The organism is Pseudomonas sp. SBB6 (assembly GCF_024213215.1).
Classification (GTDB): domain Bacteria; phylum Pseudomonadota; class Gammaproteobacteria; order Pseudomonadales; family Pseudomonadaceae; genus Aquipseudomonas; species Aquipseudomonas donghuensis.
Genome location: NZ_JANAVH010000012.1, coordinates 57425 through 81529, shown reverse-complemented (window position 1 = coordinate 81529; position 24105 = coordinate 57425). Strand labels below are relative to the sequence as shown.

Here is a 24105-nt window from a genome sequence, read left to right as displayed (position 1 = left end):
GGGATTGAACTATGCAAATCCAAGTCAATAGCGACAACCATATTCAAGGCAACATCCGGCTGGAAGAGTGGGTCCGCAGCACGGTAGAAAGCACGCTCGAACGATTTGACGAAGACCTCACCCGCGTCGAGGTCCACCTGCGCGACGAGAACGGCGACAAGCCTGGTCCGCACGACAAACGCTGCCAGATGGAGGCACGCCCAAAAGGCCATCAACCGATTTCCGTAAGCCATAAGTCCGCCTCCCTCGACCAGGCTGTCGAAGGCGCCGCAATCAAACTGAACCACGCCCTGGAGCACTTCTACGGCAAACTGCGCAGCAAACGCGCGGTCACCCAGCAAAGCGACAGCGGTGCCCAGAATGACGGGCTGTTGCAGGAAGAGTTTCTGGAGAACGAGCAAGCTCGCAGCAACGGATAATCAGCAACGCAGACGGTAAAAAGGCGAGCCCCATGGGGCTCGCCTTTTTTTGCCTGGATTGCGAGCGCTACGCGCTCGATCGCGGGGCCAGGCCCGCTCCCACAGGGTCCAGTGCCCTGCTACTTCGCTTCCTCGATCTCCTTGCCACTGGCATCGATGGCCTTGGTCGACGGATAGCGGTACGAGGCGTAGCGCACCACCAGGATCGAGAACGCCAGCAGCAGGATGCCGCCGCACACGTACAGCAGGCCGGCGTCCGGCGCTTTGTGGTGCGACACATCGCCAATCAGCAGGCGGGTCAGTGCGGTGATCGCCACATACAGCAGGAAGCGGATCGGCATGTGGTTGGTCTTGAAGTAGATCCCCACCATGGCGCCGAGCTCGAGGTAGATGAACAACAGCAGGATGTCATCGACGCTGACGCCCTTGCCGAGCATCTCGATGAAGGTGGCCACGGCCGCGTAGGCGGTGATGCCACCGATGCCGAACAGGGCCAGGTAGTGGAACGCCTCGACGCACAGGTTACCCAGCGAGTCGGCCGAGCCATGCAGGCGCTTGCGCAGTTTGTCAGCCCAATTGATGCTCACGATACGGTTTCCTTGATACGGCTGGAAGGATGATGCGCCAGGCGCATGACGCTTGGTCTGCATGCAGTAAAAAGGCCAAGCCCCCTGCTTGAGAAGGCGACCGATTGCCGCAAGGCACAGCCATCGCTGGCTGTGCCCTTATCCTTGCAGTTCGCGGTTACCGAATCGTGTTTACTCCAGCGCCGACGCCGGGCCGAAGAATTCGTAGCGGCTCTGCTGCTCCGGCACCCCCAGGCCCTTGAGGTGGCGCTTGATGGTAGCCATGAAGGCTTTCGGGCCAAGGAAGTAGGCGTCCACGTCACGCTGTTGCGGCAACCACTGGCCGAGTTGATCGGCGCTGAGCAGGCCCACGGCGTCCGCCGGCTGGCTGACGCCATCGTCTTCGGCATAGCAGTAGAAGCGCTTGACCTGCGGGTGGCGCGCCGCCAGTTCATCGACCCAGTCGCGGAAAGCGTGCACCGCGCCGTTGCGCGCGCAGTGAATGAAGTGCACCAGGCGCCCGCTGTCCAGCGCCGCCTCGAGCATCGGCAAGGTCGGTGTGATGCCGACGCCGCCACTGATCAGCACCAGCGGTTTGTCGCTGGCACTCAAGGTGAACTCGCCCGATGGCGGGAACAGGTTGAGGGTGTCGCCCACGGCCAACTGCTCGTGCAGGTAGTTGGAGACCTTGCCGCCGGCTTCGCGCTTGACGCTGATGCGGTACTGGCCGGCAGTGCTCAGGGCCGACAGCGAGTAGTTGCGGCGCTGCTCCTGGCCGTCGATGAACAGTTGCAGGCCGATGTACTGGCCAGGCTCAGCCTGCAAAATCGCACCGCCATCGACCGGGGCGAAATAGAAGGAGACGATCTCGCTGCTCTCCTCGACCCGCTCGACCAGCTTGAACTCGCGCGCACCACGCCAGCCACCCGGGGCCGCGGCTTTTTGCGCATAGATATCGCCTTCAGCACCGATGAGGATATCGGCCAGTTGCTGATAGGCCGCGCCCCAGGCTGCAATCACTTGCGGGGTGGCGATGTCCTTGCCAAGCACTTCTTCGATGGCGCGCAGCAGGCAGCTACCGACGATCGGGTAATGTTCCGGAAGGATCTGCAAGGCCACATGCTTGTTGATGATCTGGCCGACCAGGCCGCCCAGTTGTTCGAGCTGGTCGATGTGCCGTGCGTACATCAGTACGCCGTTGGCCAGGGCCCGGGGCTGGTCGCCGCTGGCCTGGTGCGCCTGGTTGAACAGCGGACGCACCTCGGGGTACTCGCTGAGCATCAGTTTGTAGAAATGGGTGGTCAGCGCTTCACCGCCGCTTTCCAGCAGGGGTACGGTGGCTTTGACGATTGCACGATCCTGGGCATTGAGCATGGATGACTCCTGAGCCTGTGGCTTCTTGATGAATGCCTTGGTTATTACAGCTTTCGTGCCAACTATTAAATCTATATAAATCAACAACTTATAAAATAAAGAGTCATAAAGACAACGACTACGATATAGTCATATTGACCCACAGGAGTCCTTATGACCGCAAAATCCCTGCTCACCGCCTTGCTGCCGCTGGTCAGCGACCTGTCCCGCGAACTGCCCGAGCGCGAACGCTACCGGCGCCTGCTCGAAGCCATGCGCAGCCTGCTGCCCTGCGACGCTGCCGCGCTGTTGCGCCTGGACGGCGAATGGCTGGTACCGCTGGCCGTGGACGGCTTGAGCACCGATACCCTCGGGCGGCGCTTCAAGGTCGATGAGCATCCGCGCTTTGCGGCCATCCTCAGCCGCAGCGAGCCGACCCGCTTTGCCAGCGACAGCAAACTGCCCGACCCCTACGACGGCCTGGTCGAGGGCCTGCATCAGCACCTGGAGGTGCACGACTGCATGGGCTGCCCGCTGTTTGTCGATGAACGGCCCTGGGGCCTGATCACTCTCGATGCGCTGAACCCGGAGCAGTTCCAGCAGGTCGAGCTCGATGCCCTGCAGGCCTTTGCCAGCCTGGCGGCGGCCACGGTCAATGTCGCCGAACGCATCGAACACCTGGCCCTGCGCGCCGAAGACGAACACCAGCGCGCCGAGGTTTACCGCCAGGCCAGCGGCCAGCAGCACAAGGAACTGATCGGCCAGAGCAAGGCGCTCAAACGCCTGCTGGAAGAAATCCGCCTGGTCGGCAGTAGCGACCTGACGGTATTGATCACCGGCGAAACCGGGGTTGGCAAAGAGCTGGTGGCCCAGGCTATCCATCAAGCCTCAAGCCGCGCCCAGCAGCCGATGATCAGCCTCAACTGCGCGGCGCTGCCCGACACCCTGGTCGAGAGCGAGCTGTTCGGCCATGTCCGTGGCGCCTTTACCGGCGCGGTGGGCGAGCGGCGCGGCAAGTTCGAGCTGGCCAATGGCGGCACGTTGTTTCTCGATGAAGTCGGCGAATTGTCGCTGAGCGTGCAGGCCAAGCTCTTGCGCGTGCTGCAGAGTGGCCAGCTACAGCGCCTGGGTTCGGACCAGGAGCACCGCGTCGATGTGCGCCTGATCGCCGCCACCAACCGCGACCTGGCCGAAGAAGTGCGCGCCGGGCATTACCGCGCCGACTTTTACCACCGCCTGAGCGTATACCCGCTGCTGGTGCCACCGCTGCGCGAACGCGGGCGTGATGTGCTGCTGCTCAGTGGCTATTTTCTTGAGCAGAACCGCTCGCGCATGGGCCTGGGCAGCCTGCGCCTGAGCCCCGAAGCCCAAGCCGCGCTGATTGCCTACAACTGGCCGGGCAACGTGCGCGAGCTGGAACACCTGATCGGCCGTTCGGCGCTCAAGGCCTTGGGGCAGCATGCCCAGCGACCGAAAATCCTCACCCTGGATGCCGCCGACCTGGACCTGCGCCCGGTTGAATCGGCCCCTGCCCCCATCGACACCACCGCGTTGGCCGAGGCACCGCTGCCCGGCGGCGATCTGCGCCAGGCCCTGGATGACTACCAGCGCCAGCTGATCCAGGCGTGCCTGGAGCGCCACCAGCACAACTGGGCCAGCACTGCCCGCGAGCTTGGCCTGGATCGAGCCAATCTCAGTCGCCTGGCACGGCGCTTGGGTCTACGCTGATTTCACCGAGTGATTAAAGCCACGGGCCGCCGGGTCGATAACCTGGCATCTCCCCCTATTACTCTGCCCTGAAGGTGCCTATGGCGTCGCAAAATGCCCGCGCGGATTCGCTGTCGCTGCTGCTGTTTACCTTGCGCAGCGGCAAGCTGATGGCGATCAACCTGCTCAAGGTCAGTGAAATCATCCCCTGCCCGCCGCTGACCAAGCTGCCGGAGTCGCACCCGCACGTCAAAGGCGTGGCCACCTTGCGGGGCAACTCGCTGTCGGTCATCGACCTGTCCCGGGCCATCGGCGAACGGCCGCTGGAAGACCCGGACGGCGGCTGCCTGATCGTCACCGACATCAGCCGCTCCAAGCAGGGGTTGCATGTGCAGGCGGTGAGCAAGATCGTCCATTGCCTGAGCACCGACATCAAGCCGCCACCCTATGGGTCGGGCAGCAAGTCGTTCATCACCGGTGTGACCCGGGTCGACAACACCCTGGTGCAAGTGCTGGATATCGAGAAGGTCATCCACGGCATCGCCCCGCCGCCGCACGAGGTGGTGACCTCCGAGCTCAGCGCTGAAGACGCCGCGGTGCTGGCCGCCACCAACATCCTGGTGGTCGATGACAGCCAGGTGGCCCTGCAGCAGTCGGTGCATACCCTGCGCAACCTCGGCATCGAATGCCACACCGCGCGCAGCGCCAAGGACGCGATCAACACTTTGCTCGAACTGCAAGGCACCGAGCGCGAGATCAACGTGGTGGTGTCGGACATCGAGATGTCGGAGATGGACGGCTACGCCTTCACCCGCACCCTGCGCGAAACCCCGGATTTCCAGCACCTCTACGTGCTGTTGCACACCTCGCTGGACAGCGCCATGAACAGCGATAAAGCCAAGGATGCCGGGGCCAACGCGGTACTGACCAAGTTCTCCTCGCCGGACCTGACCGACTGCCTGATCGTCGCCGCCCGCACCGTGGCCTTCGAAGAGCGCTGATACATACCCGGGAAGCATTGCGCTTGAATGTGCCTGAGGCTCAGGCACAATTGTGCGCACGTTTTTGCGAGTATCCCGCCGATGAAAGCCCTTCTCTTCACCCTGCTCGGCTGCGCTGTGTTCAGCGCCGGCGCCCAGGCATCCAGCAGCCAGGCCTGGAGCGATCATCAACAGCAGGTGCTGAAAAGCTGCATCGGCGCCAGCCAGCTCAAACAGGTCAAGGCCCGGGGCAAGGCTGCCGAGTTCGACGACCGTGTGGGCTACAGCGCCCTGCTGCTCGAAGGCCGCTACCCGCAAAAGCACATGAACAACCGCAAAGGCACCGAACTGTGCCTGTTCGATAAAAAGCGCAAGGCTGCCTTCGTCACCGAATGGACACCTGGCCAACCGTGAATAGCGCGCCCATTACCGATATCCGTTTCGACTGCACCGGCTGTGGCAAGTGCTGCACCGGTCATCATGTCCCCCTGACCCTGAGCGAGGCCAGACAGTGGGCGGGCACCGGCGGCCAGGTCATCGTCCTGGCCGAAGCCTTCCTGGCCAATGGCCTGGGCCTGCCGGCAGAACAGCGCGAGCACGCCACGCGCCGCTCCTGGCCGGTGCCCTGCGGCAGCAGCGAGGCCTGGGTCACCATCACCTTTGCCGCCTTCAACCCCGGCCGCTGCCGCAACCTCGACGACGACAACCGCTGCGGCATCTACGAGATCCGCCCGCTGGTGTGCCGTATCTACCCGATGGAGATCAACCCGCACATCCCGCTGCGCCCCGAGGCCAAGGACTGTCCGAGTGAAGCCTGGCAAAGCGGCCCGGCGCTGATTCATGGTCAGCAACTGGTCGACCGGCGCCTGGCTGAACTGATCGAGCGTTCGCGCCAGGCCGATCGCGACGATATCCGCGCCAAGCTCGCCATTTGCCAGGCGCTGGGCATTGATGTCAGCGCGCTCAAGGGCAATGGTTTTACCGCTTACCTGCCCGACACCGCGGCGCTGGCCCAGGCCCTTGAGCAACCGCAGCTCGATCAGCCCGTGGCAGCATGGACGCTGCATGTGATCGATCCGGCCTTGAGTGCCGAGCTTGAGGCGTGCGGTGCGAAGACCCGCAGCGAGTCCGGCACCTACTACAGCTTCATCGGGTTCTGAACCGCCCTACTGACAACGCCGCCAGAATTCATCCGCCAGCCGGCGCAGGTCCTGCGCCAGCCCGGCCACGTCGGTGGCGCTCAGGTGGCTCTGCTGGCCGACCTGCACCGTGGCTTCGCTGGCCTGGCGGATGCTGATGATGTTGCGGTTGATGTTCTCGCTGACCTGGCTCTGCTGCTCTACCGCCGCGGCGATCTGCAGGCTCATTTCGCTGATCTGGTTGACCCGCAGGCTGATGCCGTCCAGGGCACTGGCGGCGCGCTGGGCCTGCTCGACACTGTGCCCGGCATGTTCGCTGCTCTGCTGCATGACCTGCACCGCTTCACGCGCGCCATTTTGCAAGGCGCTGATCATCCGCTGGATTTCGTGGGTCGACTGCGCGGTGCGCTGGGCCAGGCCGCGTACCTCGTCGGCGACCACGGCAAAACCGCGGCCCTGATCACCGGCCCGGGCCGCTTCGATGGCGGCATTAAGCGCCAACAGGTTGGTCTGCTCGGCGATGCCGCGAATCACCTCCAGCACCCCGGTGATCTCACTGCTGTGGCTTTCCAGATTGTGGATAACTTCAGTGGCCGAGCTCAGCGAGTTGGCCAGGTTCTGGATGGCGCTGCGGTTGAGGTCGACCAGTTGATGCCCGGCCTGGGTTTCACCCTCGGCCTGGTCGGCGGCCTGGGAGGCTTGCTGGGCACTGCTGGCGACCTGGGCGACGCTGGCGGCCATCTGGTTGATCGCGGTGGCCACCTGATCGGCTTCGCTCTGTTGTTCCAGGCTGTTGCTGTGGCTGCTTTGCAGCGATTGAGCCAGGCTACCGGTATGCCCGGCCAGGCGCCGCGAGGTGTCGCCGATACGGCCGACCACCGCGCCCAACTGGCCCTTGAGCATGCGCAGGGCAAAGTCGATCTGGCCAATGCCGTCGCGTCGGCCGGTGTACAGCTGCTGGCTCAAGGGGTTGTCGGCGATGGCCTGGGCCTGGACGCGCAAGCGCTCGAGCGGGCGCAAGGCGATGAAGATCATCAAGGCCGCCAGGCCACTGGCCAGGATCAGCTCCAGCGCACCTTGCCATGGCAGGGCTGGCAACAGCAGCCGGCTGAAAGCGAACACCGCCGCCAGCGCCAGGGTCACCCCGCCCCACAGTTGCCAGGCCAAACCAACCACCGGTAAACGCTGCCACCAGCGCAGCGGACCGCTGCGCATCCTCGCGTAACAGCGCTCGGCGGCCTCGACCTGCTCGGCACTGGGCTTGGTCCGCACCGACTGATACTCCACGGCCTGGCCATTGCTGGAGATGGGCGTGACGAAAGCGCTGACCCAATAGTGATCACCGTTCTTGCAGCGGTTCTTCACCAGCCCCATCCACGACTGGCCACTTTTCAGCGTCTGCCACATTTGCGCGAAGGCCTGGGGCGGCATGTCCGGGTGGCGGACGATATGGTGGGCGCTGCCTATCAGCTCTTCGCGGGTAAAACCACTGACCTTGATGAAGTCGTCATTGGCGTAAGTGATCTGGCTGGTCAGGTCAGTGGTGGAAAGGATATTGGCGTCACCGGGATAATCCACATTGCGACCGGTCACAGGCAAATTGCTCTTCATCGGAGGCACTCGTTATTGTCGGGAGAATCGGCAGGGCGTACGACTTTAGTGGCAATTTTTTGCCCAACCTTGATCCAGCGCAGGATATTGGCACTTGGCCACTACCGGTCGCGGGACAGGCCCGCGATTGAAACCCGCACAAATTCAATGACTATTACCTTTGACGCAATAGTGCTTATCCCAAAAGTAACTGTTTCTCTCACCCACTTCCGACTAATTTACTCAGACCTACTTCACACTTGCCAAGCAAGAAGGTTGTTGCAAATGTCCAACAGTATGGGTGTTGCCAGCGTATTCATCCTGTCCTCCCTGTTGCTGTCGCCACTGACCATGGCTGAAGAATCCCAGGCCTTTGTTGCCCGTAACGCCGAGCGTGCCACGGTTCTTCAGGAGGTCATCGCCAAGCACCAGTCCGAGCAGGCCCAGGGCCTGGAACAGACCGCTGCAAAAGCTGATGCGGATGACGCTTCCGAGAGCTGATCGGGCCCCGTTTCACCCCTTCGACTCCCTCGACGACAGCACAGGTGACTTGAGCGCCTGTACGGTTGTCTTTCAAAGCCGCTGCCGATCAGCGGCTTTTTTTTCATGTGTCGAAAAGTGCCAGCGCGCTGGCGCGTTTGTTCATGACAAGAGCGTCTTTCGTACAATAAAAACTGCCGTACATTCACCCCAAGGAGCCCACACCGGTGAACACTGCTTTACGCTTCACCCCGCTGTTCGTTGCATTGGCTGCAACGATGCCCTTCACTGCCCAGGCCGACGAGGAAAAGGCCGAAGGCTTTATCGAAGGGTCGAGCCTCAACGTGCACGCACGCAACTACTACCTGAACCGCAACCAGCTGCTGCCGGGTGTGCGTGACAACCGCGAATGGGGTCAGGGTTTTCTCGGCAAGTTCGAATCGGGCTACACCCCGGGCACGGTCGGTTTCGGCCTCGATGCCCACGCCATGCTCGGGCTGAAACTCGACGGCGGTGGCGGCACCTCCGGTTCCAGCATCCTGCCGATCAACACCAAAGGTGATGGCGAACCGGGCAAGGCCCATGATTCGTTCTCCACCGCCGGTGCTGCGCTCAAGCTCAAGGCGTTTGACACCGTGCTCAAGGCCGGCGACCTGTTCCTCACCAACCCGGTGATCGCCGGTGGCGAGTCGCGCATGCTGCCGCAGACCTTCCGCGGCGTCAGCATCACCAACAACAGCTTTGACGGGGTGATGCTCGAAGCCGGTCAAGCCAGCTTCACCAAGCCCTACAACCAGAGCGGCCATCGGCGTATCGACACCTTTTACGGCAAGCTGCAGGACGAGCGCGACAGCCGACACCTGAACTGGGCCGGCGTGGCCTGGAGCGGCGTGCCGAACCTGACCTCGAGCCTGTATGCCGCCGAGCTCAAGGACATCTGGAACCAGTACTACTTCGATGTCGACTACACCTGGCAGCTCAACGAGCTGGTCAGCCTCAACCCGGGCCTGCACTTCTATCACACCCAGGACACCGGCCAGGCGCTGCTCGGGCACATCGACAACAACACCTACAGCCTGCACTTCACCGTCAACGTCGGCTACAACAGCCTTACCGCGGTGTACCAGCGGGTCAACGGCAACACCCCGTTCGACTACATCAACCAGGGCGACAGCATCTTCCTGGACAACTCGCAGATCTACTCGGACTTCAACGGCCCCAACGAGCGTTCGTGGAAGCTCAAGTACGCCTATGACTTCGCCGGGGCCGGCATCCCGGGCCTGACCTCGATTGTGTCCTACTCGCGCGGTGAGCTGGACATGAGCAAGGTCGACCCCAACAGCGTCGGCTACGGCCACTGGTACAACGCCGATGGCGAGAACGCCCAGCACTGGGAACGTGACGTCGACCTGCAGTACGTGTTCCAGGAAGGCCAGCTCAAGGATCTCTCGGTGCTGCTGCGCTGGGCCTCGCACCGTGGCACCCAGGGCTACTCGCATATCGACAGCGATGTCGACGAGTACCGGGTGATCGTTGACTACCCGCTGAACATTTTCTGATCGACCCAACCCGGTAGTGGGAGCGGTGAATGACAAGTTGCTAATCCGAGGTGCCTAGAGCACATGTGGGAGCACAAACTGCCATTCACCGTTCCACTTTGGCGAGAGCCCGAACAGTTGGATGAGGGCCAAATCTCGAATCACAAGCGTGGGCCAAGCCAAAGTGCTCTCATTCGTTGAGGCTAAGAGGGTTTGGCCATGTCTTCCTCTGTCGGCATCGCTGTTTCCAGCACCAAGCTAGCGGTTCACATCCGTCCCGAGGGTGTGAGTTTCAATGTTTCCAATGACTTGAGCGGCTTCAAGCAGTTGGTCGAAAAAATCAGTGATGACCCGCGTTCCCAGGTTTTGCTTGAAGCCACGGGCGGCTACGAGTGCGCGGCGTTGAGCGCGCTTTACTTCGTGAGTAACTCCTGCGGCGGGACCGCTTTGTTCAGTCAGGTAGACAGCAAAAAAATCGCGGCGCTGGTGGGCGTCGCGCCCTTCAACCAGGACAGTGGCAAACACTCAGGCAAACGCACGATATGGGGTGGTCGGTCACGGGGCAGGCGAGCGCTGTACATGGCCTGCTGGATCGTTATTCGGCACAACAAGGACTTCAAGCAGTGGTTGCGTGCATGCGGGTATTGATCGTGCGATTGAATGCCATGCTCAAAAGCGGAACGCCCTGGCGAGAACAGCCGGCTTGAAGGCGGTTGAGTCCCTGTGGGAGCCAGCCTTGCTGGCGATGCCCGGCATAGCCGGGCCGGGGGTGCTACGCCCCCCATCGCCGGCAAGGCCGGCTCCCACAGTTAACCAGATGACAGACTGTTGCTCCCACCGCAAACAGTTGCATCTACTCGTCAGAAGACACGATTAAATCCTTGTCCGACAATCCCTGCCCCCCTAGAATACGGCCGCCGCGCAGTAACACCGCACTTTCTAGACGGTCTTCGGCATTAGTGACCATGACGTTGCCCACCCGATCCCAGCGATCCGCCCTGTACAAGTCTCATCCGGAGCTGATCCTCAATCTGGGCAGTTGCCTTGCAGTGCTCGCCATCGTCGCCATCGTCACCTTCCTGTTGATGCGCGAACGCAGCAGCGCCGAACAGGCCGCCGCGCGCTCGGCCAGCAATATCGTGCAACTGATCGAAAGCGACATCGTGCGCAATGTCGAACTCTATGACCTCTCCCTGCAAAGCCTGATCTGGGCCATACAGCGCCCGGAACTGCTCGCGGTGCCCACCGAGCTGCGCCAACAGATTCTGTTCAACCAAGCCGTTACCGCACCGGTGCGCGGCGATATCCTCTGGCTCGACGCCAAGGGTGATGTGGTCGCCGACTCCACCAGCGCCATCCCGCGCCAGGCTAATTTCGCCGACAGCAAGGACTTCCAGCAACACCGCGACAACCCCAACCTGGGTTTACTGATTGGCCAGCCGTTCAAAGCGCGGCTGGGCGACCTGGACTGGTGCATCAGCTTCAGCCGGCGTATTTCCGGGCCCCACGGGGAATTTCTCGGGGTCGCTGCCGGGGCCTTGCGCCTGTCGTACTTCAGCACGCTGTTCCAGCGCCTGGACATCGGCAGCGACAGCAGTATCAACCTGATGAACACCGACGGCGTGCTGTTGGTGCGTCACCCGGCTACGCCCGACGAGCCGCGCATCGGCCAGAACTACAGCGACCGGCCGAACTTTCAGCGCATGCGCGCGGATGTCAGCGGCACCTTTGCCGGGGTCTCCACGCGCACCGGCAAACAACGCCTGTTCACCTTCGCCCGGGTCGGCGACCTGCCGCTGATCATTATCGTTGCGCACTCCGCCGACGAGGTGTTCCAGTCGTGGCGGCGCACGGCGGTGCTGGTCAGCGTGGCCACCGGCGTGCTGTGCATCGGTATTCTCTGGCTGACCTTGCTGCTGGGCCGCGAACTGCGTCGCCGGCACAGCGCCGAACAAGGCCTGGCCGCCCTCGCCGCCACCGACAGCCTGACGGGCCTGGCCAACCGCCGGCGCCTGGACCAGGTGCTGCGCCAGGAATGGGCGCGCAGCCTGCGCAATGCCCGGCCGCTGGCGGTGTTGATGATCGACGTCGATCACTTCAAGGCCTTCAACGAGCGCCACGGGCACCCGGGTGGGGATGCCGCCTTGCGCCAGGTGGCCAGCGCCATCGCCAGCAGCATCCGCCGCCCGGCCGACCTGGCCGCACGCTACGGTGGGGAAGAGTTTCTGGTGGTGTTGCCGGAGACCGAGCTGCCCGGTGCCCGGCTCCTGGCTGAGCGCATTCGTGCCGCTGTCGAGGCGCTGCCGCCATTTGCCGATGACACCGCACCGGTCACCGTCAGCATTGGCATCGGTTGCCACACGCCAGGCGCCCAGCAAGAGCTTGCGACCTTGCTGGGCGATGCCGATGAGGCGCTTTACCGTGCCAAGGGCAACGGTCGCAACCGGGTCGAAGTAGCCGCTTAAGACTTGGCGCGCGCCTGGTTGCGCAGGGCCTTGACCTGGTCATGGTTGCGCTGCACGCCATGGTACTGACGTTCAACCAGGGCATAGACCTCGCTGCTTGGCAGGGTGTTGAGGCGGGCCAGTGTTTCCAGGGCGTCCTTGTAGGCTTTGAGAGCATGGTCCTCGCCGCGCTCGACTTCGTTGAGCACCGCTTCTTCATCCTTGCCGGTGAGCATCGACTTCAGGTTGACCCAGCCACGGTGCAGGTCACCGCTGACGCTGGTCGAGGTTTCCGGATCGCCACCGAGGATACGCACTTGCTGCTGCAGTTCCACAGCGGCGCTACCGCACTCACCAGAACGCTGGATGAAATAGCTTTTCAGCTCCGGATTCTTCACATCCTCGGCAGAGGTTTTGAAACCCTTTTCGCCATCCTTGCTGAATTCGATCAGTTCGTTGAGAACCGAGACGACTTCTTTGTTGGGAGTAGTCATGACATTGCTCCTTTGCATGAGGGAAGATGCAATAGATCGGAGCAGGGTTCGTGCCAGCCTGAGAACTTAGAAAATATCTTTAATTTTCAATAGCTTGAAATTAAATGAACTTATGACTTTCACGCGTTCTGCATGAACTGTCCTTTGGCCTTCATGCAGATTGCATGTATGTTGGCGCCCATCCATCCCAAGAATACCCTTGCCATGAACCCGGAAGCCCTCGTCCTGCTGGTCACCCGTGAAATGCCCTACGGCAAATACCAGGGCCGGCTGATTGCCGACCTGCCGGGACATTACCTCAACTGGTTCGCCCGCCAGGGCTTTCCCAAGGGCGAGCTGGGCGGCCTGCTGGCGCTGATGCACGAGGTCGATCATAACGGCCTGAGCGACCTGCTGGTACCCCTGCGCAAGAAGCACCCGCGCCCGCGCAGCTGATCAGGCCTTGGCCGGCTGCACCGCCAGCTCCACCCCTTCGCCGCGCTTGAGCACCGCATACACCAGCGCCGTCAGCAGGCTACCGGCGACGATCGCCAGCACATACAGCAAGGCATGGTTGATCGCATTGGGGATCAGCATGACGAACAGGCCGCCATGGGGCGCCATCAGCTTGCAGCCGAAATACATCGACAAGGCGCCGGTCAGCGCGCCGCCGACGACACTGGCCGGGATCACCCGCAGCGGGTCCTTGGCGGCAAACGGAATCGCCCCCTCGGAGATAAAGCACAAGCCCAGCACCAGCGCCGCCTTGCCGGCTTCGCGCTCGCTCTGGGCGAACTTGCGCCGGGCAATGAAGCTGGCGATGCCCAGGCCAATCGGCGGCACCATGCCGGCGGCCATGGTCGCGGCCATCGGCGCGTAACTCTGCGAGGCCAGCAGCCCGACAGAAAACGCATAGGCCGCCTTGTTGATCGGCCCGCCCAAATCGACGCACATCATCCCGCCGAGCAACACCCCGAGCAGAATCGCGTTGGTGGTGCCCATGCTGTCGAGAAAATGGGTCAGGCCTTCGAGCATGCCAGCCACGGGTTTACCGACCACGTAGATCATCACCAGGCCGGTGAACAGGCTGGCCAGCAGCGGGATGATCAGGATCGGCTTGAGTGCTTCCAGGCTGGTCGGCAAACGCGCCCAGCGGTTGATGGCCTTGGCGCTGTAACCGGCCAGGAATCCGGCGACGATACCGCCGATAAAACCCGCCCCCAGGGTGCTGGCCAACAGGCCGCCAATCATCCCCGGCGCCAGCCCCGGACGGTCGGCAATCGAATAGGCAATGTAACCGGCCAGCAACGGCACCATCAGCTTGAACGCCGCCTCGCCGCCGATCTGCATCAATGCGGCCGGCAAGGTGCCGGGCTCCTTGTAGGCCTCGATACCGAAGACGAACGACAGCGCGATCAGCAGACCACCGGCCACCACCATCGGCAGCATGAACGACACACCGGTGAGCAAGTGCTTGTACACCCCGGTTTTCTCGCTGCGGGCCGGGGCGGCGCTGGCACCTTGCGCGGCAGATTCTTCCCGGCCTTCAGCGAGGGCTTTTTTCAGCGTGGCCTGGGCCTGCTTGAGGGCCACGCCGGTGCCGCAGCGATAAATGCGCTTGCCGGCAAAACGCGCGGTGGGCACCTCGATGTCGGCAGCCAGCAGCACCACATCGGCTTCGGCAATGGCCGTTGCCGACAACGGATTGCGCGCCCCCACCGAACCCTGGGTTTCGACGCTGAGCTGGTAGCCCAGTTGCTGCGCCGCCTGCTGCAACGCTTCGGCGGCCATGAAGGTATGGGCGACGCCAGTCGGGCACGCGGTGACCGCGACGACTTTGGCGCTGCGCTCGACAGGGGCTTCCACCTGCTCAGCTTCGGGCTGATAGACCACAGCCTTGTCGGCCGCTTCACGCAAAAAGTTTTCCACATCCGCCAGCGCTTGCGCCGGGGTGCTCTGGTACAGCCGCTTGCCGGCAAAACGGCGAAGGTCCAGTGGGCCGGTGTTGATCACCAGCACCCAGTCGGCAGCGGCAATCGCGGCATCAGACAGCTGGCGCTCGGCTTGCTGCGGGTCGTGCACTTCAACGCTGGTGCTCCAGCCCTGGCGCAGCGCTGCCGCTTCCAGCAGGCGCGCACTGAGCACACTGGAGACCTGGCCATTGGGGCAGGCGGTGACGATGGCAATGTTCATCTGCAACCCTCTTGTTGTTCTGTCAGCTGCACCTGGCTTTCCAGCTGCGCCAGTTGTGCCCGGTCGTTAATACCGAAGCCGATCTGGGTCACCGCCTGGGCGGCAATCGCCGTGGCCCGGCGCAGGGTTTGCGCAGGGCTATCGGCGCTCAGCAGGCCATGGACCATGCCCGCCAGCAGCGAGTCACCCGCGCCGACGGTGCTGGCCACCGTGACCTTGGGCGGCACGGCGCCGAGGGCACTGCCCGGGTAGAACCAGTTGACCCCCTGCTCGCCCTGGGACACCACCACATGCTCGACGCCCTGGCCGATCAGGCGGGTCGCCGCTTGTTGCTGCTGGGCAAAGTCATGCACCGCACTGCCGAGCACTTCGCCCAGCTCGTCGGTGTTCGGCTTGACCAGCCACGGTGCGCAGGCAAGCCCGGCACGCAAGGCTTCGCCGCTGCTGTCCAGGGCCACTTTCAGGCCCATGGCCTTGAGCCGGGCCAGAAGCATCTGCAGCCACTGCGGGCTGATGCCACGCGGCAGGCTGCCTGCGACCACCACTGCATCGTGGCCGGGGGCGATCTGCTCAAGGCGGGTCAGCAGTTCCAGGCGCGCTTGCTCATCGACCTGCGGGCCGGGGCCGTTGATATCGGTGACCTGGCCGCTGGCTTCGACCAGTTTGATGTTGCAACGGGTCTCGCCTGCCACCCGCACGAAGCAATCGGCAAAGCCACGGCGGGCGATCAGCGCCTCGAACGGTGCCAGGTTGTCGCGGCCGAGAAAGCCGCCCACGGTCACGCTATGGCCGAGGTCGGCCAGCACCTGGGCGACGTTCAGGCCCTTGCCGGCGGCGTGGCTGTGCTGCGCCTGGCTGCGGTTGACCTGACCTGCATGCAGGCTGTCGAGGCTGACGGTAAGGTCCAGCGCCGGGTTCAGGGTCAGGGTTAGTATCTTGGCCATCAACGGGTCTCCACCAGTGCCCGCACTGCGCCGGCACTGCCCTGCAGCAACGCTTGGCGCGCGAGCTGCTGGGCATGTTCAAAATTCAGTTCACGTACTTCGGCTTTGACCTCGGCAATGCTGCGCGCCGCAACGCTCAGCTCATCGACGCCAAGGCCGAGCAACAGCGCCACCGCCTGCGGGTCGGCGGCCAGCTCGCCGCACACGCCGACCCACTTGCCATGGGCATGGGCGGCGCGCACGGTGATGTCGATCAGTTGCAGCACCGCCGGGTGCAGGCCGTCCGCTTGCGCCGAGAGGCTCGGGTGGCCGCGGTCGATGGCCAGGGTGTATTGGGTCAGGTCGTTGGTGCCGATGCTGAAGAAGTCCACTTCCTGGGCCAGTACCGGCGCCAGCAAGGCGGCCGACGGCACCTCGATCATGATCCCCAGTTGCAGGTCGCTGACAGCGATTTCCTCGCGCAGGCGCTCGACCATGGCCCGGGCCTGGCGCCACTCTTCGAGCTGGCCGACCATCGGGAACATGATCCGCAGCGGCCGGTCGCCGGCGGCCCGCAGCAAGGCGCGCAACTGGCTTTCCATCACGTGCGGGCGCTGCAGGGTCAGGCGAATGCCGCGCACGCCGAGGAAGGGGTTTTCTTCCTTGGCGATCGGCCAGTAAGGCAAGGGCTTGTCGCCGCCGACATCGAGGGTGCGCACCACCAGCGGCCGACCGTCGAGGCCATCGAGCACGCGGCGGTATTCGGCCTCTTGCACGGCTTCGTCCGGGGCCTGCTGGTGGGCCATGAAAATCAGTTCGGTGCGCAGCAGGCCGACGCCTTCGGCGCCCTGGTCGACCACCGCTTCGATCCCGGCGCTTTCACCGATATTGGCGAACACCTCGATGGCATGGCCGTCGCGGGTGATCGCCGGCTCCAGGCGCCGGGCCTTGGCGGCGTGCAGGCGTTGCTCGCGGCGGTCGCGTTCGGCCAGGGCACGTTCGAGCTCTTCAGCCGCTGGCGCCACCGCCAGGCGGCCGCGTTGGCCATCGAGCAGCAGCGGCGTGCCCGGGGCAATCAGCAGCACGGCATCGCCAGCGCCAACGACGGCAGGGATACCCAGGGCGCGGGCGACGATGGCGCTGTGGGCGGTGGCGCCGCCACGGGCGGTAAGAATCCCGGCCACCCGTTGCGGGTCGAGTCGCGCCACATCCGACGGGCCGACCTCCTCCATCACCAGCACATAAGGCTGCTCCGGCGCCGGCACGTCGGCTTCGCCACACAGTTGGGCCAATACCCGCCGACCGATATCGCGCAGGTCGGCGGCGCGCTCGGCGAGCAGCGCATCATGCAAGGCTTCCTGTTGGCGCGCGGCGGCATCGATCACCGCCATCCACGCTGCAGCGGCGCTTTCGCCCTGGCGCAGGCGCTGGTCGACTTCGTCGCTGAGGTCCGGGTCGGCGAGCATCTCCTGGTGGGTGACGAAAATCTCGCGGATGGCCTTGGCCGGGCTGCGCTGGGTCAGCGCTTCGATTTCGCGGTTAACATTGGCCAGCGCGTGTTGCAGGCGTTGCCGTTCAATCGGCAGCGACTCACCGCGCAGCGGGTAGTCGAACTCGCGCAGCACCTGGATATGCGCCGGGCCACTGGCAATGCCCGGTGCCGCGGCAACACCCTGGATCAGCGCCCCCGCTGCGGGCGCGACAAGTTCAGGCTCAGCCATCACTTCGATGACCGCCTCGACTACCGGTGCCAGCGCCTCGACCTCTTCGCCCAGGCCCGCTTCGATGGCGGCCAGCAGCGCGGGCAAGGCATCGTTGGCAATGCTCGGCTCGGCGATGATTTCCAGAATCTGCCCACGCCGCGCGCCGAGGCTGAGCAGCTTGCTCAAGCTCTTGGCCGACACCGCGGGCTGGGCGCTGTCGACCAGGCGCAGGCGAATCTCGCCTGCAAAATTTTTCGCCAGTTGCGCCAGCTCCTTGGCCGGGCGCGCATGCAGGCCGTGGGCATTGGCCAAGCCGATACGCGCGCTCGGCCAGTCGGCGGGCAACTCGCCGCCCAGCACTTCGAGCACCGTGCGGCTGTTGGTGGCGCGGCACAGCTCCTGGCCGCGGCCTTCGATCAACAGCGTGCACAGGCGCTCAAGCAAGGCCTGATGCGCAGCGCCGAGGCTGGCCAGGCAGAACAGGCCATGCACCGGCTGGCCGTTGTGGCGCAGCGGCTGTTGCGGGGTGACGAAGGCCAGGCCCGGCTGACGCACCGCCTGCTCGCTGTGCAGCCACCACAGGCCCTCGCCCAGCGGCAGCGGGTCGACCTGCTGCAACACCCCGGCAAAACCGCCGCCAACGCATTCTGCGCGGGTCAGCAAGCGCGCGGCGCGCCACACCAGCTCATCAAAATCTTCGGCGGGCACGCCCAGGCCGATCATCTGCGCATCCAGGGCCAGCTCTTGCGGCGCGCCTTGCAGCAACTTGAGCAAGGCTTCGGCGGAGCTGGCGCGGCGCAGGGCTTCGGCCAGGTCAGTCTCGCCCAGGGCGCGGGTCAGCAGTTGCAGCAGGCGCAGGTGCTCATCGGAGCGCGCGGCGATGCCGATGGCCAGGTAGACGATCTGGCCATCGCCCCAGTCCACCCCTTCGGGGAACTGCAACAGGCGCACGCCGGTAGCGTGCACCAGCTCGCGGGTTTCGGGGGTGCCATGGGGGATGGCAATACCTTGGCCGAGGAAGGTCGAGCCTTGCGCTTCACGGGCCTGCAGCCCGGCCAGATAGCCGTCGGCGACCAGGCCATCACTGACCAGGCGCTCGGCCAACAGGTGCAGTGCCGCCGACTTATCCACAGCCGACTGGCCCATGGATATCTGCTCCACGGTGAGCTCGAGCATGACCTTCTCCTTTGCAGCACCAGGTAGGTGCTGAGGTATTGTTGTGAATTGTTCAGCTGAGGGCCAGTTGCAATGACCCCGTCCAGGCGCTTGGATCGGCAGAAAATCGCCTGCTGAAACGTTTAATCTAAATTCACGAGCACGTTACTCGATAATGTGCGATCAATGAAGCCCTGCTTGTCGTATTGCTGGAGCTGCTATGCAGCTCATCGCCGGCAACGCCGGCTCCCACAGGTACTGCGCCAACTCTGTGGGAGCTGGCCTTGCCGGCGATCGAGCGCGAAGCGGTCGCAACCCAAGCGCCACCTACTTTGTTGGCTGCACTGGCCTCATCGCTGGCAAGCCAGCCCCCACAGGTACTGCGCCAACGCTGTGGGAGCTGGCCTTGCCGGCGATCGAGCGCGAAGCGGTCGCAACCCAAGCGCCACCTACTTTATTGGCTGCACTGGCCTCATCGCTGGCAAGCCAGCCCCCACAGGTACTGCGCTAACTCTGTGGGAGCTGGCCTTGCCGGCGATTGAGCGCGAAGCGGTCGCAACCCAAGCGCCACCTACTTTGTTGGCTGCACTGGCCTCATCGCTGGCAAGCCAGCCCCCACAGGTACTGCGCTAACTCTGTGGGAGCTGGCCTTGCCGGCGATCGAGCGCGAAGCGGTCGCAACCCAGGCACCGCCTACTTTGTTGGCTGCACTGGCCTCATCGCTGGCAGGCCAGCCCCCACAGGTACTGCGCCAACGCTGTGGGAGCTGGCCTTGCCGGCGATCGAGCGCGAAGCGGTCGCAACCCAGGCACCGCCTGATATGCTGGCTACCTGCCAATGACAGTTGCTCACACCGATGTGAACAACATTGCCCATATTGTCGGACAATTGCGACAATGGTCGTCTGCGCCACCCGCGTAGGATCGGCGACAATACCCGGTCAGGCTCTGCAGCCAGTCTCGGTAATAACAAGGAAAATGCGGTGAAACTCAGCGATATCGCGCGTCTGGCCGGTGTGTCCGTGACCACCGCCAGTTACGTCATCAATGGCAAGGCCGAACAGCAACGCATCAGCAACAGCACTGTCGAGCGGGTGCGGGCGGTGGTCGAAGCCCATGGCTTCACCCCCAACCCCCAGGCCGCAGGTTTGCGCAGCCGGCATACGCGCACCCTGGGGTTCATCCTCCCCGACCTGGAAAACCCCAGCTACGCGCGCATCGCCAAGCAACTGGAGCAACGCGCCCGGGCCCAGGGCTACCAACTGCTGATCGCCAGCAGCGACGACCAGCCCGAGAGCGAGCGCCAGCTCCAGCAACTGTTCCGCGCCCGCCGTTGCGACGCCCTGTTCGTCGCCAGCTGCCTGCCGCCGGAAGACGACAGCTACCGCGAACTGCAAGCCAAGGGCCTGCCGATCATCGCCATCGACCGCAGCCTGGACCCGGCGCACTTCTGCTCGATCGTCAGCGACGACCGCAACGCCAGCCAGCAACTGACCCGCAGCCTGCTGGCCACCAAACCCGCGCACATCGCCCTGATCGGCGCCCGCCCGGAGCTCAGCGTCAGCCAGGCCCGCGCCGGCGGTTTCGACCAGGCCCTGGAAGGCTTCAGCGGCAAAATCAGCCGCCTGCAAGGCGAAGCCTTCAGCCGCGAGTGCGGCCAGCGCCTGATGAACCAACTGATCGAAGAACTCGGCCGCCTGCCCGACGCCCTGGTGACCACCTCCTACGTGCTGCTGCAAGGCGTGTTCGACGTGCTGCAAGCACGCCCGGCCGACTCGCGCAGCCTGCAGTTGGGCACCTTCGGCGACAACCAGTTGCTGGACTTCTTGCCGCTGCCGGTCAACGCCATGGCCCAGCAACACGGCCTGATCGCCGAAACCGCGCTCAAACTGGCCCTCGCCGCTGTTGAACAAAAGCAATACGAACCGGGCGTGCACGCCATCGGTCGAACCTTCAAACAGCGAATCTTCACGGCCTGAACATGCGCCTGATCGACACCCACACCCATCTGGACTTTCCAGATTTCGACCCCGACCGCCCGGCCCTGCTGGCCAATGCCCGGGCCGGCGGGGTCGAGCGCATGGTGGTGCTGGGGGTGTATCAAAGCAACTGGCAGCGGGTCTGGGACCTGGTGCGCAGCGACGCGCAGCTGTACGCGGCGTTCGGCCTGCACCCGGTCTACCTCGACCAGCACCGCTCCGAACACCTGACCGCACTGGGCGACTGGCTGACCCGCCTGCAGGGCGAGCGCCAACTGTGCGCCGTCGGCGAATTCGGCCTGGATTACTACCTGCCCGAACTCGACCGCGAACGCCAGCAGGCGCTGTTCGAAGCCCAGCTGCAACTGGCCGTCGACTGCAACCTGCCTGCCCTGCTGCACGTGCGCCGCAGCCATGCCGTGGTGATCGCCACGCTCAAGCGCTACAAGCTCAAGCGTGGCGGCATCATCCACGCCTTTGCCGGCAGCGTTGAAGAGGCCCGCGAGTATCACAAGCTCGGCTTCAAGCTCGGCCTCGGTGGCGCCGCGACCTGGCCGCAGGCGCTGCGCTTGCACAAGGTGCTGCCGCAGTTGCCGCTGGACAGCGTGGTGCTGGAAACCGACGCGCCAGACATGGCGCCGGTGATGTTCCCGGGCGTGCGCAACAGCCCGGAGCATCTGCCGCAGATTGCCCAGGCGCTGGCTGGGATCATGGGGATCGAGGTTGAGCGGTTGGCTGAGGCGAGTACGGGCAATGCCTGTGAGTTGTTTGGCTGGAAATAACCCTGCCGCACGCCTCACCCTTCCTTGCTGAAATACCGACTCGGCGCCGCGCCCAAGGCTTTGCGAAAAACACTGGTAAACGCACTCGGGCTGCTGTAGCCCAGGTCCATCGCCACCCGGGTAACCGACTCGCCATTGCCCAGGCGTGCCACCGCCGCCAACAGGCATGCCTGCTGGCGCCATTCGACAAAGCTGATACCGGTCTGCTGGCGAAACAGCCTAGTGAAGGTGCGCCGGCTCCTGCCCACCTGCCGGGCCATGTCATCGATGCTCACTTCAAGCGACGGTTGCTGCAACAGCCGCTGGCAAGCCTGGGCCAAGCGCGGATCATCCGGCAGCGGCGCATTCAGCGACAGCGGCGCCATGCTGGCGATTTCGTGCAGCAGCAACGCCATCAAATGACCGTCGCGCTGTTCTTGCGCATACAGCGCCGGCACATCCGCAGCCTGGATCAGCAACTGACGCAAAAACGCCGAAACATCGAACACCTGACACAGCCCCGGCAAGCCAAGACGAGCTGCGGCCTCATTGCTGATATAGGTGTTGAGCATGGTCACCGGCCCGCTCATGACCATCTCATGGGGCACCTGCGCCGGCACCCAGATGGCCCGTTGCGGTGGCACCACCCAGTTGCCCTGGCGCGTGAACACGGTGATCACCCCACAGGCCGCATAGGCGAACTGCCCACGCTGATGGGTGTGCAGGGCGAAGTGATGACCATCGGCATAGTCAACGGCGGTTACCACCGCGTCGCGGGGAATGTGTTCAGACGGGTCAATTTCAATCATGGCCCGAATCTAACGACCTGTGACCCGATAGCGCAAGCGGGCCAGCACCTGCATTGCGCATAGTTGTGCCCTGCCCGCCTGTGGATAACAACACCATGCAACGAAAACACCTGCTGCTCGCCGTGTTGGTGACAGCCATCTGGGGCCTGAACTTCCCCATCAGCAAACTGGCCCTGGCCGAGATCGACCCGCTGTTGCTCACCGCCCTGCGCTTTAGCCTCGCCGCCCTGCCCTGGGTGTTCTTGATCAAACGCCCGCCCGTGGCCCTGGGCTGGCTGGCTGCCTACGGCTTGATCTTCGGCGTGGCGATGTGGGCGCTGATCAATTTAGGCATCAGCCTGGGCGTGCCACCGGGCACCGCTGCCCTGCTGATCCAGTTCAGTGCCTTCTTCACCTTGGGTTGGGGCGTGCTGCTGTTTCGCGAAGGCATGAGCCTTGGCCAGAGCATTGGCGTGGTACTCGCCGCCCTGGGCTTGATCTGCATTATCGCCAACAGCCCCGGCAAGGCAACGACCGCGGGGTACAGCGTATTGCTGGTCAGCGCCTTCAGCTGGAGCGTTGGCAACGTCATCATCAAACGCTCGAAAGTGCGTGAGATGTTTGCCTTTGTGGTGTGGGCCAGCCTCTTCCCGCCGATCCCCTTGCTGCTGCTCACCTGGCTCAGCCAGGGCAGCGCGCCGTTCACCGCCCTGGCCAGCCACGTTGAAGGCATCGCAGTGTTGTCACTGTTGTTCCAGGTCTACGCGGCGACGCACTTCTGTTACTGGGGCTGGAACCTGTTGCTGCGCGAGTACCCGGTTTCAACCGTCGCGCCGCTGTCGTTGCTGATTCCGATATTCGGCATCGCCGGCTCCATCGTCATGCTCGGCCACCACATCGACCGCAACGAAGGCATCGCCATTGCCCTCATTCTGGCGGCCCTTGCAGCGGGGCTGATCAAGACCCGCCCGCTGTTGCGCCGAACGGTCTAGAACCAACCGCGATCATCTTCCAGCTCCTGGCGACAGGCCTTGAGCTGGGCACCGTAGAGCCGCGACTGCGCCTCCACCTTGCGCGCCACCTGCATCAGCCACGGCTTGCTGCGATAAGTCCCACGACTAAAACCGCCGCGCCCTTCGTGATAGGCCAGGTACTGGTTGTAGGTATCCCACTTGGAAATCCCCAACTGGCGCTGGGTGCCGGCGGTGTACCAGCCAATGAACATCACCGCGTCATCGAAGTTATCGCGCGAGCCGCCATTGCCGGTACCGGACTTGTACTCACCCCAGACCGGGTCCTGGGCCTGTGCATAACCATAGGCCGAACTCACCCGCCCCCACGGGATTACCCACAGCAAGTAATCGCGGGGCGGCAGCGCATCGGAGACGAAACTGCTTTCCTGCTTCATGATCGCCATCGCCACATGTTGCGGCGTGCCAAACTGCTGCTGCATCTTCAGCGAATCTTCGTACCAGTCCGGGTACTGACGGTAGATATTGCACAGATTGTTCTGATCCCTCGGCGGCGCCGTGGCGCAGCCCGCCAAGACCACAACCGAAAGCACCAGCGCCCACCCTCGCCCTTGTTTCATCCATCGCCCCAGCAAAAAAGAGGGCTTTAGTTGCCCTTCGTATATAACGCAGCGCCTGGCCGGGCCAGGTTGCGGTGACCTCCTATGATGGCGTGGGTGATGGCAGGGTCACCAGTGTGTTGCGTGGATTTGTAACGAAGAGTCGCGAGAACGGTACTTTAGCGGCGGAAATCTTCAGAATTTCCTGATTCCCTGTAGTCCATTTCCCAATCATACTTTTGCCGCTTTCAAAGCATTGCAGTGGTCCCGGTAGGACTCTAGTCTCGGCCGGTCGTTGGCAATTCAACGACCGGTTTTGACAGGCCGATTTCTGAGTTCGGACCA

Annotated in this window: 21 protein-coding genes and 1 pseudogene; 13 read left to right on the top strand and 9 right to left on the bottom strand. The window is 63.7% G+C overall.

From position 1 onward, the window contains the following. The first annotated feature begins 11 nt into the window (after window positions 1–11). Window positions 12–419 carry an HPF/RaiA family ribosome-associated protein gene (locus tag NLX68_RS21365; RefSeq protein WP_254285694.1) on the top strand — a complete coding sequence of 136 codons (408 nt, stop codon included), beginning with the start codon at window positions 12–14 and terminating at the stop codon, window positions 417–419. A gap of 119 nt (window positions 420–538) precedes the next feature. Here NLX68_RS21365 and NLX68_RS21360 read toward each other — a convergent pair whose 3' ends face one another. Together NLX68_RS21360 and hmpA are read right to left on the bottom strand one after the other, a co-directional pair. Beyond that, window positions 539–1006: a phosphate-starvation-inducible protein PsiE gene (locus NLX68_RS21360; protein ID WP_010220656.1), complete on the bottom strand. Its 468-nt coding sequence runs from the start codon at window positions 1004–1006 to the stop codon at window positions 539–541. A 171-nt stretch (window positions 1007–1177) separates the two neighbouring features. Further along, entirely contained in the window at window positions 1178–2359 is a 1182-nt protein-coding gene (gene hmpA / locus NLX68_RS21355) for an NO-inducible flavohemoprotein (protein ID WP_254285693.1), read from the bottom strand. A 153-nt stretch (window positions 2360–2512) separates the two neighbouring features. Here hmpA and norR point away from each other — a divergent pair, with 153 nt between their 5' ends. From norR to NLX68_RS21335, 4 genes are all read left to right on the top strand, one after another. Further along, window positions 2513–4066, top strand: a complete 1554-nt coding sequence (norR, locus tag NLX68_RS21350) for a nitric oxide reductase transcriptional regulator NorR (RefSeq protein WP_254285692.1) — start codon at window positions 2513–2515, stop codon at window positions 4064–4066. Window positions 4067–4146: 80 nt separating this feature from the next. Then, entirely contained in the window at window positions 4147–5046 is a 900-nt protein-coding gene (locus NLX68_RS21345) for a chemotaxis protein (protein WP_254285691.1), read from the top strand. 81 nt (window positions 5047–5127) lie between these two features. Beyond that, window positions 5128–5439 (top strand): hypothetical protein, encoded by a 312-nt coding sequence (locus tag NLX68_RS21340; protein ID WP_254285690.1) that lies wholly within the window; start codon window positions 5128–5130, stop codon window positions 5437–5439. Between the two features lie 11 nt (window positions 5440–5450). Further along, window positions 5451–6185, top strand: coding sequence for a YkgJ family cysteine cluster protein (locus NLX68_RS21335; RefSeq protein ID WP_254285780.1), 735 nt, complete (start codon window positions 5451–5453; stop codon window positions 6183–6185). Window positions 6186–6191: 6 nt separating this feature from the next. On the opposite strand, the gene NLX68_RS21330 is transcribed toward NLX68_RS21335, so the two are convergent. After that, window positions 6192–7775: a PAS domain-containing methyl-accepting chemotaxis protein gene (locus tag NLX68_RS21330; protein ID WP_254285689.1), complete on the bottom strand. Its 1584-nt coding sequence runs from the start codon at window positions 7773–7775 to the stop codon at window positions 6192–6194. A 264-nt stretch (window positions 7776–8039) separates the two neighbouring features. Here NLX68_RS21330 and NLX68_RS21325 point away from each other — a divergent pair, with 264 nt between their 5' ends. The 4 genes and pseudogenes from NLX68_RS21325 (at window position 8040) to NLX68_RS21310 (ending at window position 12237) form a co-directional block, all read left to right on the top strand. Next, window positions 8040–8255 carry a hypothetical protein gene (locus tag NLX68_RS21325; RefSeq protein ID WP_254285688.1) on the top strand — a complete coding sequence of 72 codons (216 nt, stop codon included), beginning with the start codon at window positions 8040–8042 and terminating at the stop codon, window positions 8253–8255. Between the two features lie 206 nt (window positions 8256–8461). After that, the gene (locus tag NLX68_RS21320) at window positions 8462–9793 is read left to right on the top strand and encodes an OprD family porin (RefSeq protein ID WP_036996865.1); all 1332 of its coding nucleotides are present in this window, start codon (window positions 8462–8464) and stop codon (window positions 9791–9793) included. Window positions 9794–10240: 447 nt separating this feature from the next. Then, window positions 10241–10479 (top strand): annotated as a pseudogene (locus NLX68_RS21315) (transposase); the annotation flags it as partial. Window positions 10480–10743: 264 nt separating this feature from the next. Next, window positions 10744–12237 (top strand): diguanylate cyclase, encoded by a 1494-nt coding sequence (locus NLX68_RS21310; RefSeq protein ID WP_254285779.1) that lies wholly within the window; start codon window positions 10744–10746, stop codon window positions 12235–12237. Here the strand turns inward: NLX68_RS21310 and NLX68_RS21305 are convergent. Further along, complete coding sequence (locus tag NLX68_RS21305; RefSeq protein ID WP_010220644.1) at window positions 12234–12710, bottom strand: PA2169 family four-helix-bundle protein; 477 nt, start codon at window positions 12708–12710, stop codon at window positions 12234–12236. The two genes, NLX68_RS21310 and NLX68_RS21305, sit on opposite strands and share 4 nt — an antisense overlap. 204 nt (window positions 12711–12914) lie before the next feature. Here NLX68_RS21305 and NLX68_RS21300 point away from each other — a divergent pair, with 204 nt between their 5' ends. Next, complete coding sequence (locus NLX68_RS21300; protein WP_130266269.1) at window positions 12915–13145, top strand: DUF3820 family protein; 231 nt, start codon at window positions 12915–12917, stop codon at window positions 13143–13145. On the opposite strand, the gene NLX68_RS21295 is transcribed toward NLX68_RS21300, so the two are convergent. The 3 genes from NLX68_RS21295 to ptsP are packed head-to-tail and all read right to left on the bottom strand — an operon-like array spanning window position 13146 to window position 18684. After that, entirely contained in the window at window positions 13146–14882 is a 1737-nt protein-coding gene (locus tag NLX68_RS21295) for a PTS fructose-like transporter subunit IIB (RefSeq protein ID WP_254285687.1), read from the bottom strand. After that, window positions 14879–15826 (bottom strand): 1-phosphofructokinase, encoded by a 948-nt coding sequence (gene pfkB, locus NLX68_RS21290; RefSeq protein WP_254285686.1) that lies wholly within the window; start codon window positions 15824–15826, stop codon window positions 14879–14881. Before pfkB ends, NLX68_RS21295 begins: the two co-directional genes overlap by 4 nt. Further along, window positions 15826–18684 carry a phosphoenolpyruvate--protein phosphotransferase gene (gene ptsP / locus NLX68_RS21285; protein WP_254285685.1) on the bottom strand — a complete coding sequence of 953 codons (2859 nt, stop codon included), beginning with the start codon at window positions 18682–18684 and terminating at the stop codon, window positions 15826–15828. The genes pfkB and ptsP overlap by 1 nt, the downstream gene beginning before the upstream one ends. Before the next feature lie 961 nt (window positions 18685–19645). On the opposite strand from ptsP, the gene cra reads away from it, so the two are divergent. Together cra and NLX68_RS21275 are read left to right on the top strand one after the other, a co-directional pair. Continuing rightward, window positions 19646–20641 carry a catabolite repressor/activator gene (gene cra / locus NLX68_RS21280; RefSeq protein ID WP_254285684.1) on the top strand — a complete coding sequence of 332 codons (996 nt, stop codon included), beginning with the start codon at window positions 19646–19648 and terminating at the stop codon, window positions 20639–20641. 2 nt (window positions 20642–20643) lie between these two features. Then, complete coding sequence (locus NLX68_RS21275) at window positions 20644–21423, top strand: TatD family hydrolase (protein ID WP_254285683.1); 780 nt, start codon at window positions 20644–20646, stop codon at window positions 21421–21423. A gap of 14 nt (window positions 21424–21437) precedes the next feature. On the opposite strand, the gene NLX68_RS21270 is transcribed toward NLX68_RS21275, so the two are convergent. Further along, window positions 21438–22211, bottom strand: a complete 774-nt coding sequence (locus NLX68_RS21270) for a helix-turn-helix domain-containing protein (protein WP_254285682.1) — start codon at window positions 22209–22211, stop codon at window positions 21438–21440. A 95-nt stretch (window positions 22212–22306) separates the two neighbouring features. On the opposite strand from NLX68_RS21270, the gene NLX68_RS21265 reads away from it, so the two are divergent. Beyond that, window positions 22307–23182, top strand: coding sequence for an EamA family transporter (locus NLX68_RS21265; RefSeq protein ID WP_254285681.1), 876 nt, complete (start codon window positions 22307–22309; stop codon window positions 23180–23182). On the opposite strand, the gene NLX68_RS21260 is transcribed toward NLX68_RS21265, so the two are convergent. Next, complete coding sequence (locus tag NLX68_RS21260) at window positions 23179–23781, bottom strand: hypothetical protein (protein ID WP_254285680.1); 603 nt, start codon at window positions 23779–23781, stop codon at window positions 23179–23181. The two genes, NLX68_RS21265 and NLX68_RS21260, sit on opposite strands and share 4 nt — an antisense overlap. Between the last annotated feature and the right edge of the window lie 324 nt (window positions 23782–24105).

Excerpts from the sequence above, each read along its gene's own strand:
- hmpA (WP_254285693.1), bottom strand. The coding sequence starts at position 2,359 with ATGCTCAATGCCCAGGATCGTGCAATCGTCAAAGCCACCGTACCCCTG.
- NLX68_RS21265 (WP_254285681.1), top strand. The coding sequence starts at position 22,307 with ATGCAACGAAAACACCTGCTGCTCGCCGTGTTGGTGACAGCCATCTGG.
- NLX68_RS21340 (WP_254285690.1), top strand. The coding sequence starts at position 5,128 with ATGAAAGCCCTTCTCTTCACCCTGCTCGGCTGCGCTGTGTTCAGCGCC.
- NLX68_RS21260 (WP_254285680.1), bottom strand. The coding sequence starts at position 23,781 with ATGAAACAAGGGCGAGGGTGGGCGCTGGTGCTTTCGGTTGTGGTCTTG.
- NLX68_RS21305 (WP_010220644.1), bottom strand. The coding sequence starts at position 12,710 with ATGACTACTCCCAACAAAGAAGTCGTCTCGGTTCTCAACGAACTGATC.
- NLX68_RS21345 (WP_254285691.1), top strand. The coding sequence starts at position 4,147 with ATGGCGTCGCAAAATGCCCGCGCGGATTCGCTGTCGCTGCTGCTGTTT.
- norR (WP_254285692.1), top strand. The coding sequence starts at position 2,513 with ATGACCGCAAAATCCCTGCTCACCGCCTTGCTGCCGCTGGTCAGCGAC.
- NLX68_RS21275 (WP_254285683.1), top strand. The coding sequence starts at position 20,644 with ATGCGCCTGATCGACACCCACACCCATCTGGACTTTCCAGATTTCGAC.
- NLX68_RS21325 (WP_254285688.1), top strand. The coding sequence starts at position 8,040 with ATGTCCAACAGTATGGGTGTTGCCAGCGTATTCATCCTGTCCTCCCTG.
- NLX68_RS21295 (WP_254285687.1), bottom strand. The coding sequence starts at position 14,882 with ATGAACATTGCCATCGTCACCGCCTGCCCCAATGGCCAGGTCTCCAGT.
- NLX68_RS21300 (WP_130266269.1), top strand. The coding sequence starts at position 12,915 with ATGAACCCGGAAGCCCTCGTCCTGCTGGTCACCCGTGAAATGCCCTAC.
- NLX68_RS21270 (WP_254285682.1), bottom strand. The coding sequence starts at position 22,211 with ATGATTGAAATTGACCCGTCTGAACACATTCCCCGCGACGCGGTGGTA.
- ptsP (WP_254285685.1), bottom strand. The coding sequence starts at position 18,684 with ATGCTCGAGCTCACCGTGGAGCAGATATCCATGGGCCAGTCGGCTGTG.
- pfkB (WP_254285686.1), bottom strand. The coding sequence starts at position 15,826 with ATGGCCAAGATACTAACCCTGACCCTGAACCCGGCGCTGGACCTTACC.
- NLX68_RS21330 (WP_254285689.1), bottom strand. The coding sequence starts at position 7,775 with ATGAAGAGCAATTTGCCTGTGACCGGTCGCAATGTGGATTATCCCGGT.
- NLX68_RS21365 (WP_254285694.1), top strand. The coding sequence starts at position 12 with ATGCAAATCCAAGTCAATAGCGACAACCATATTCAAGGCAACATCCGG.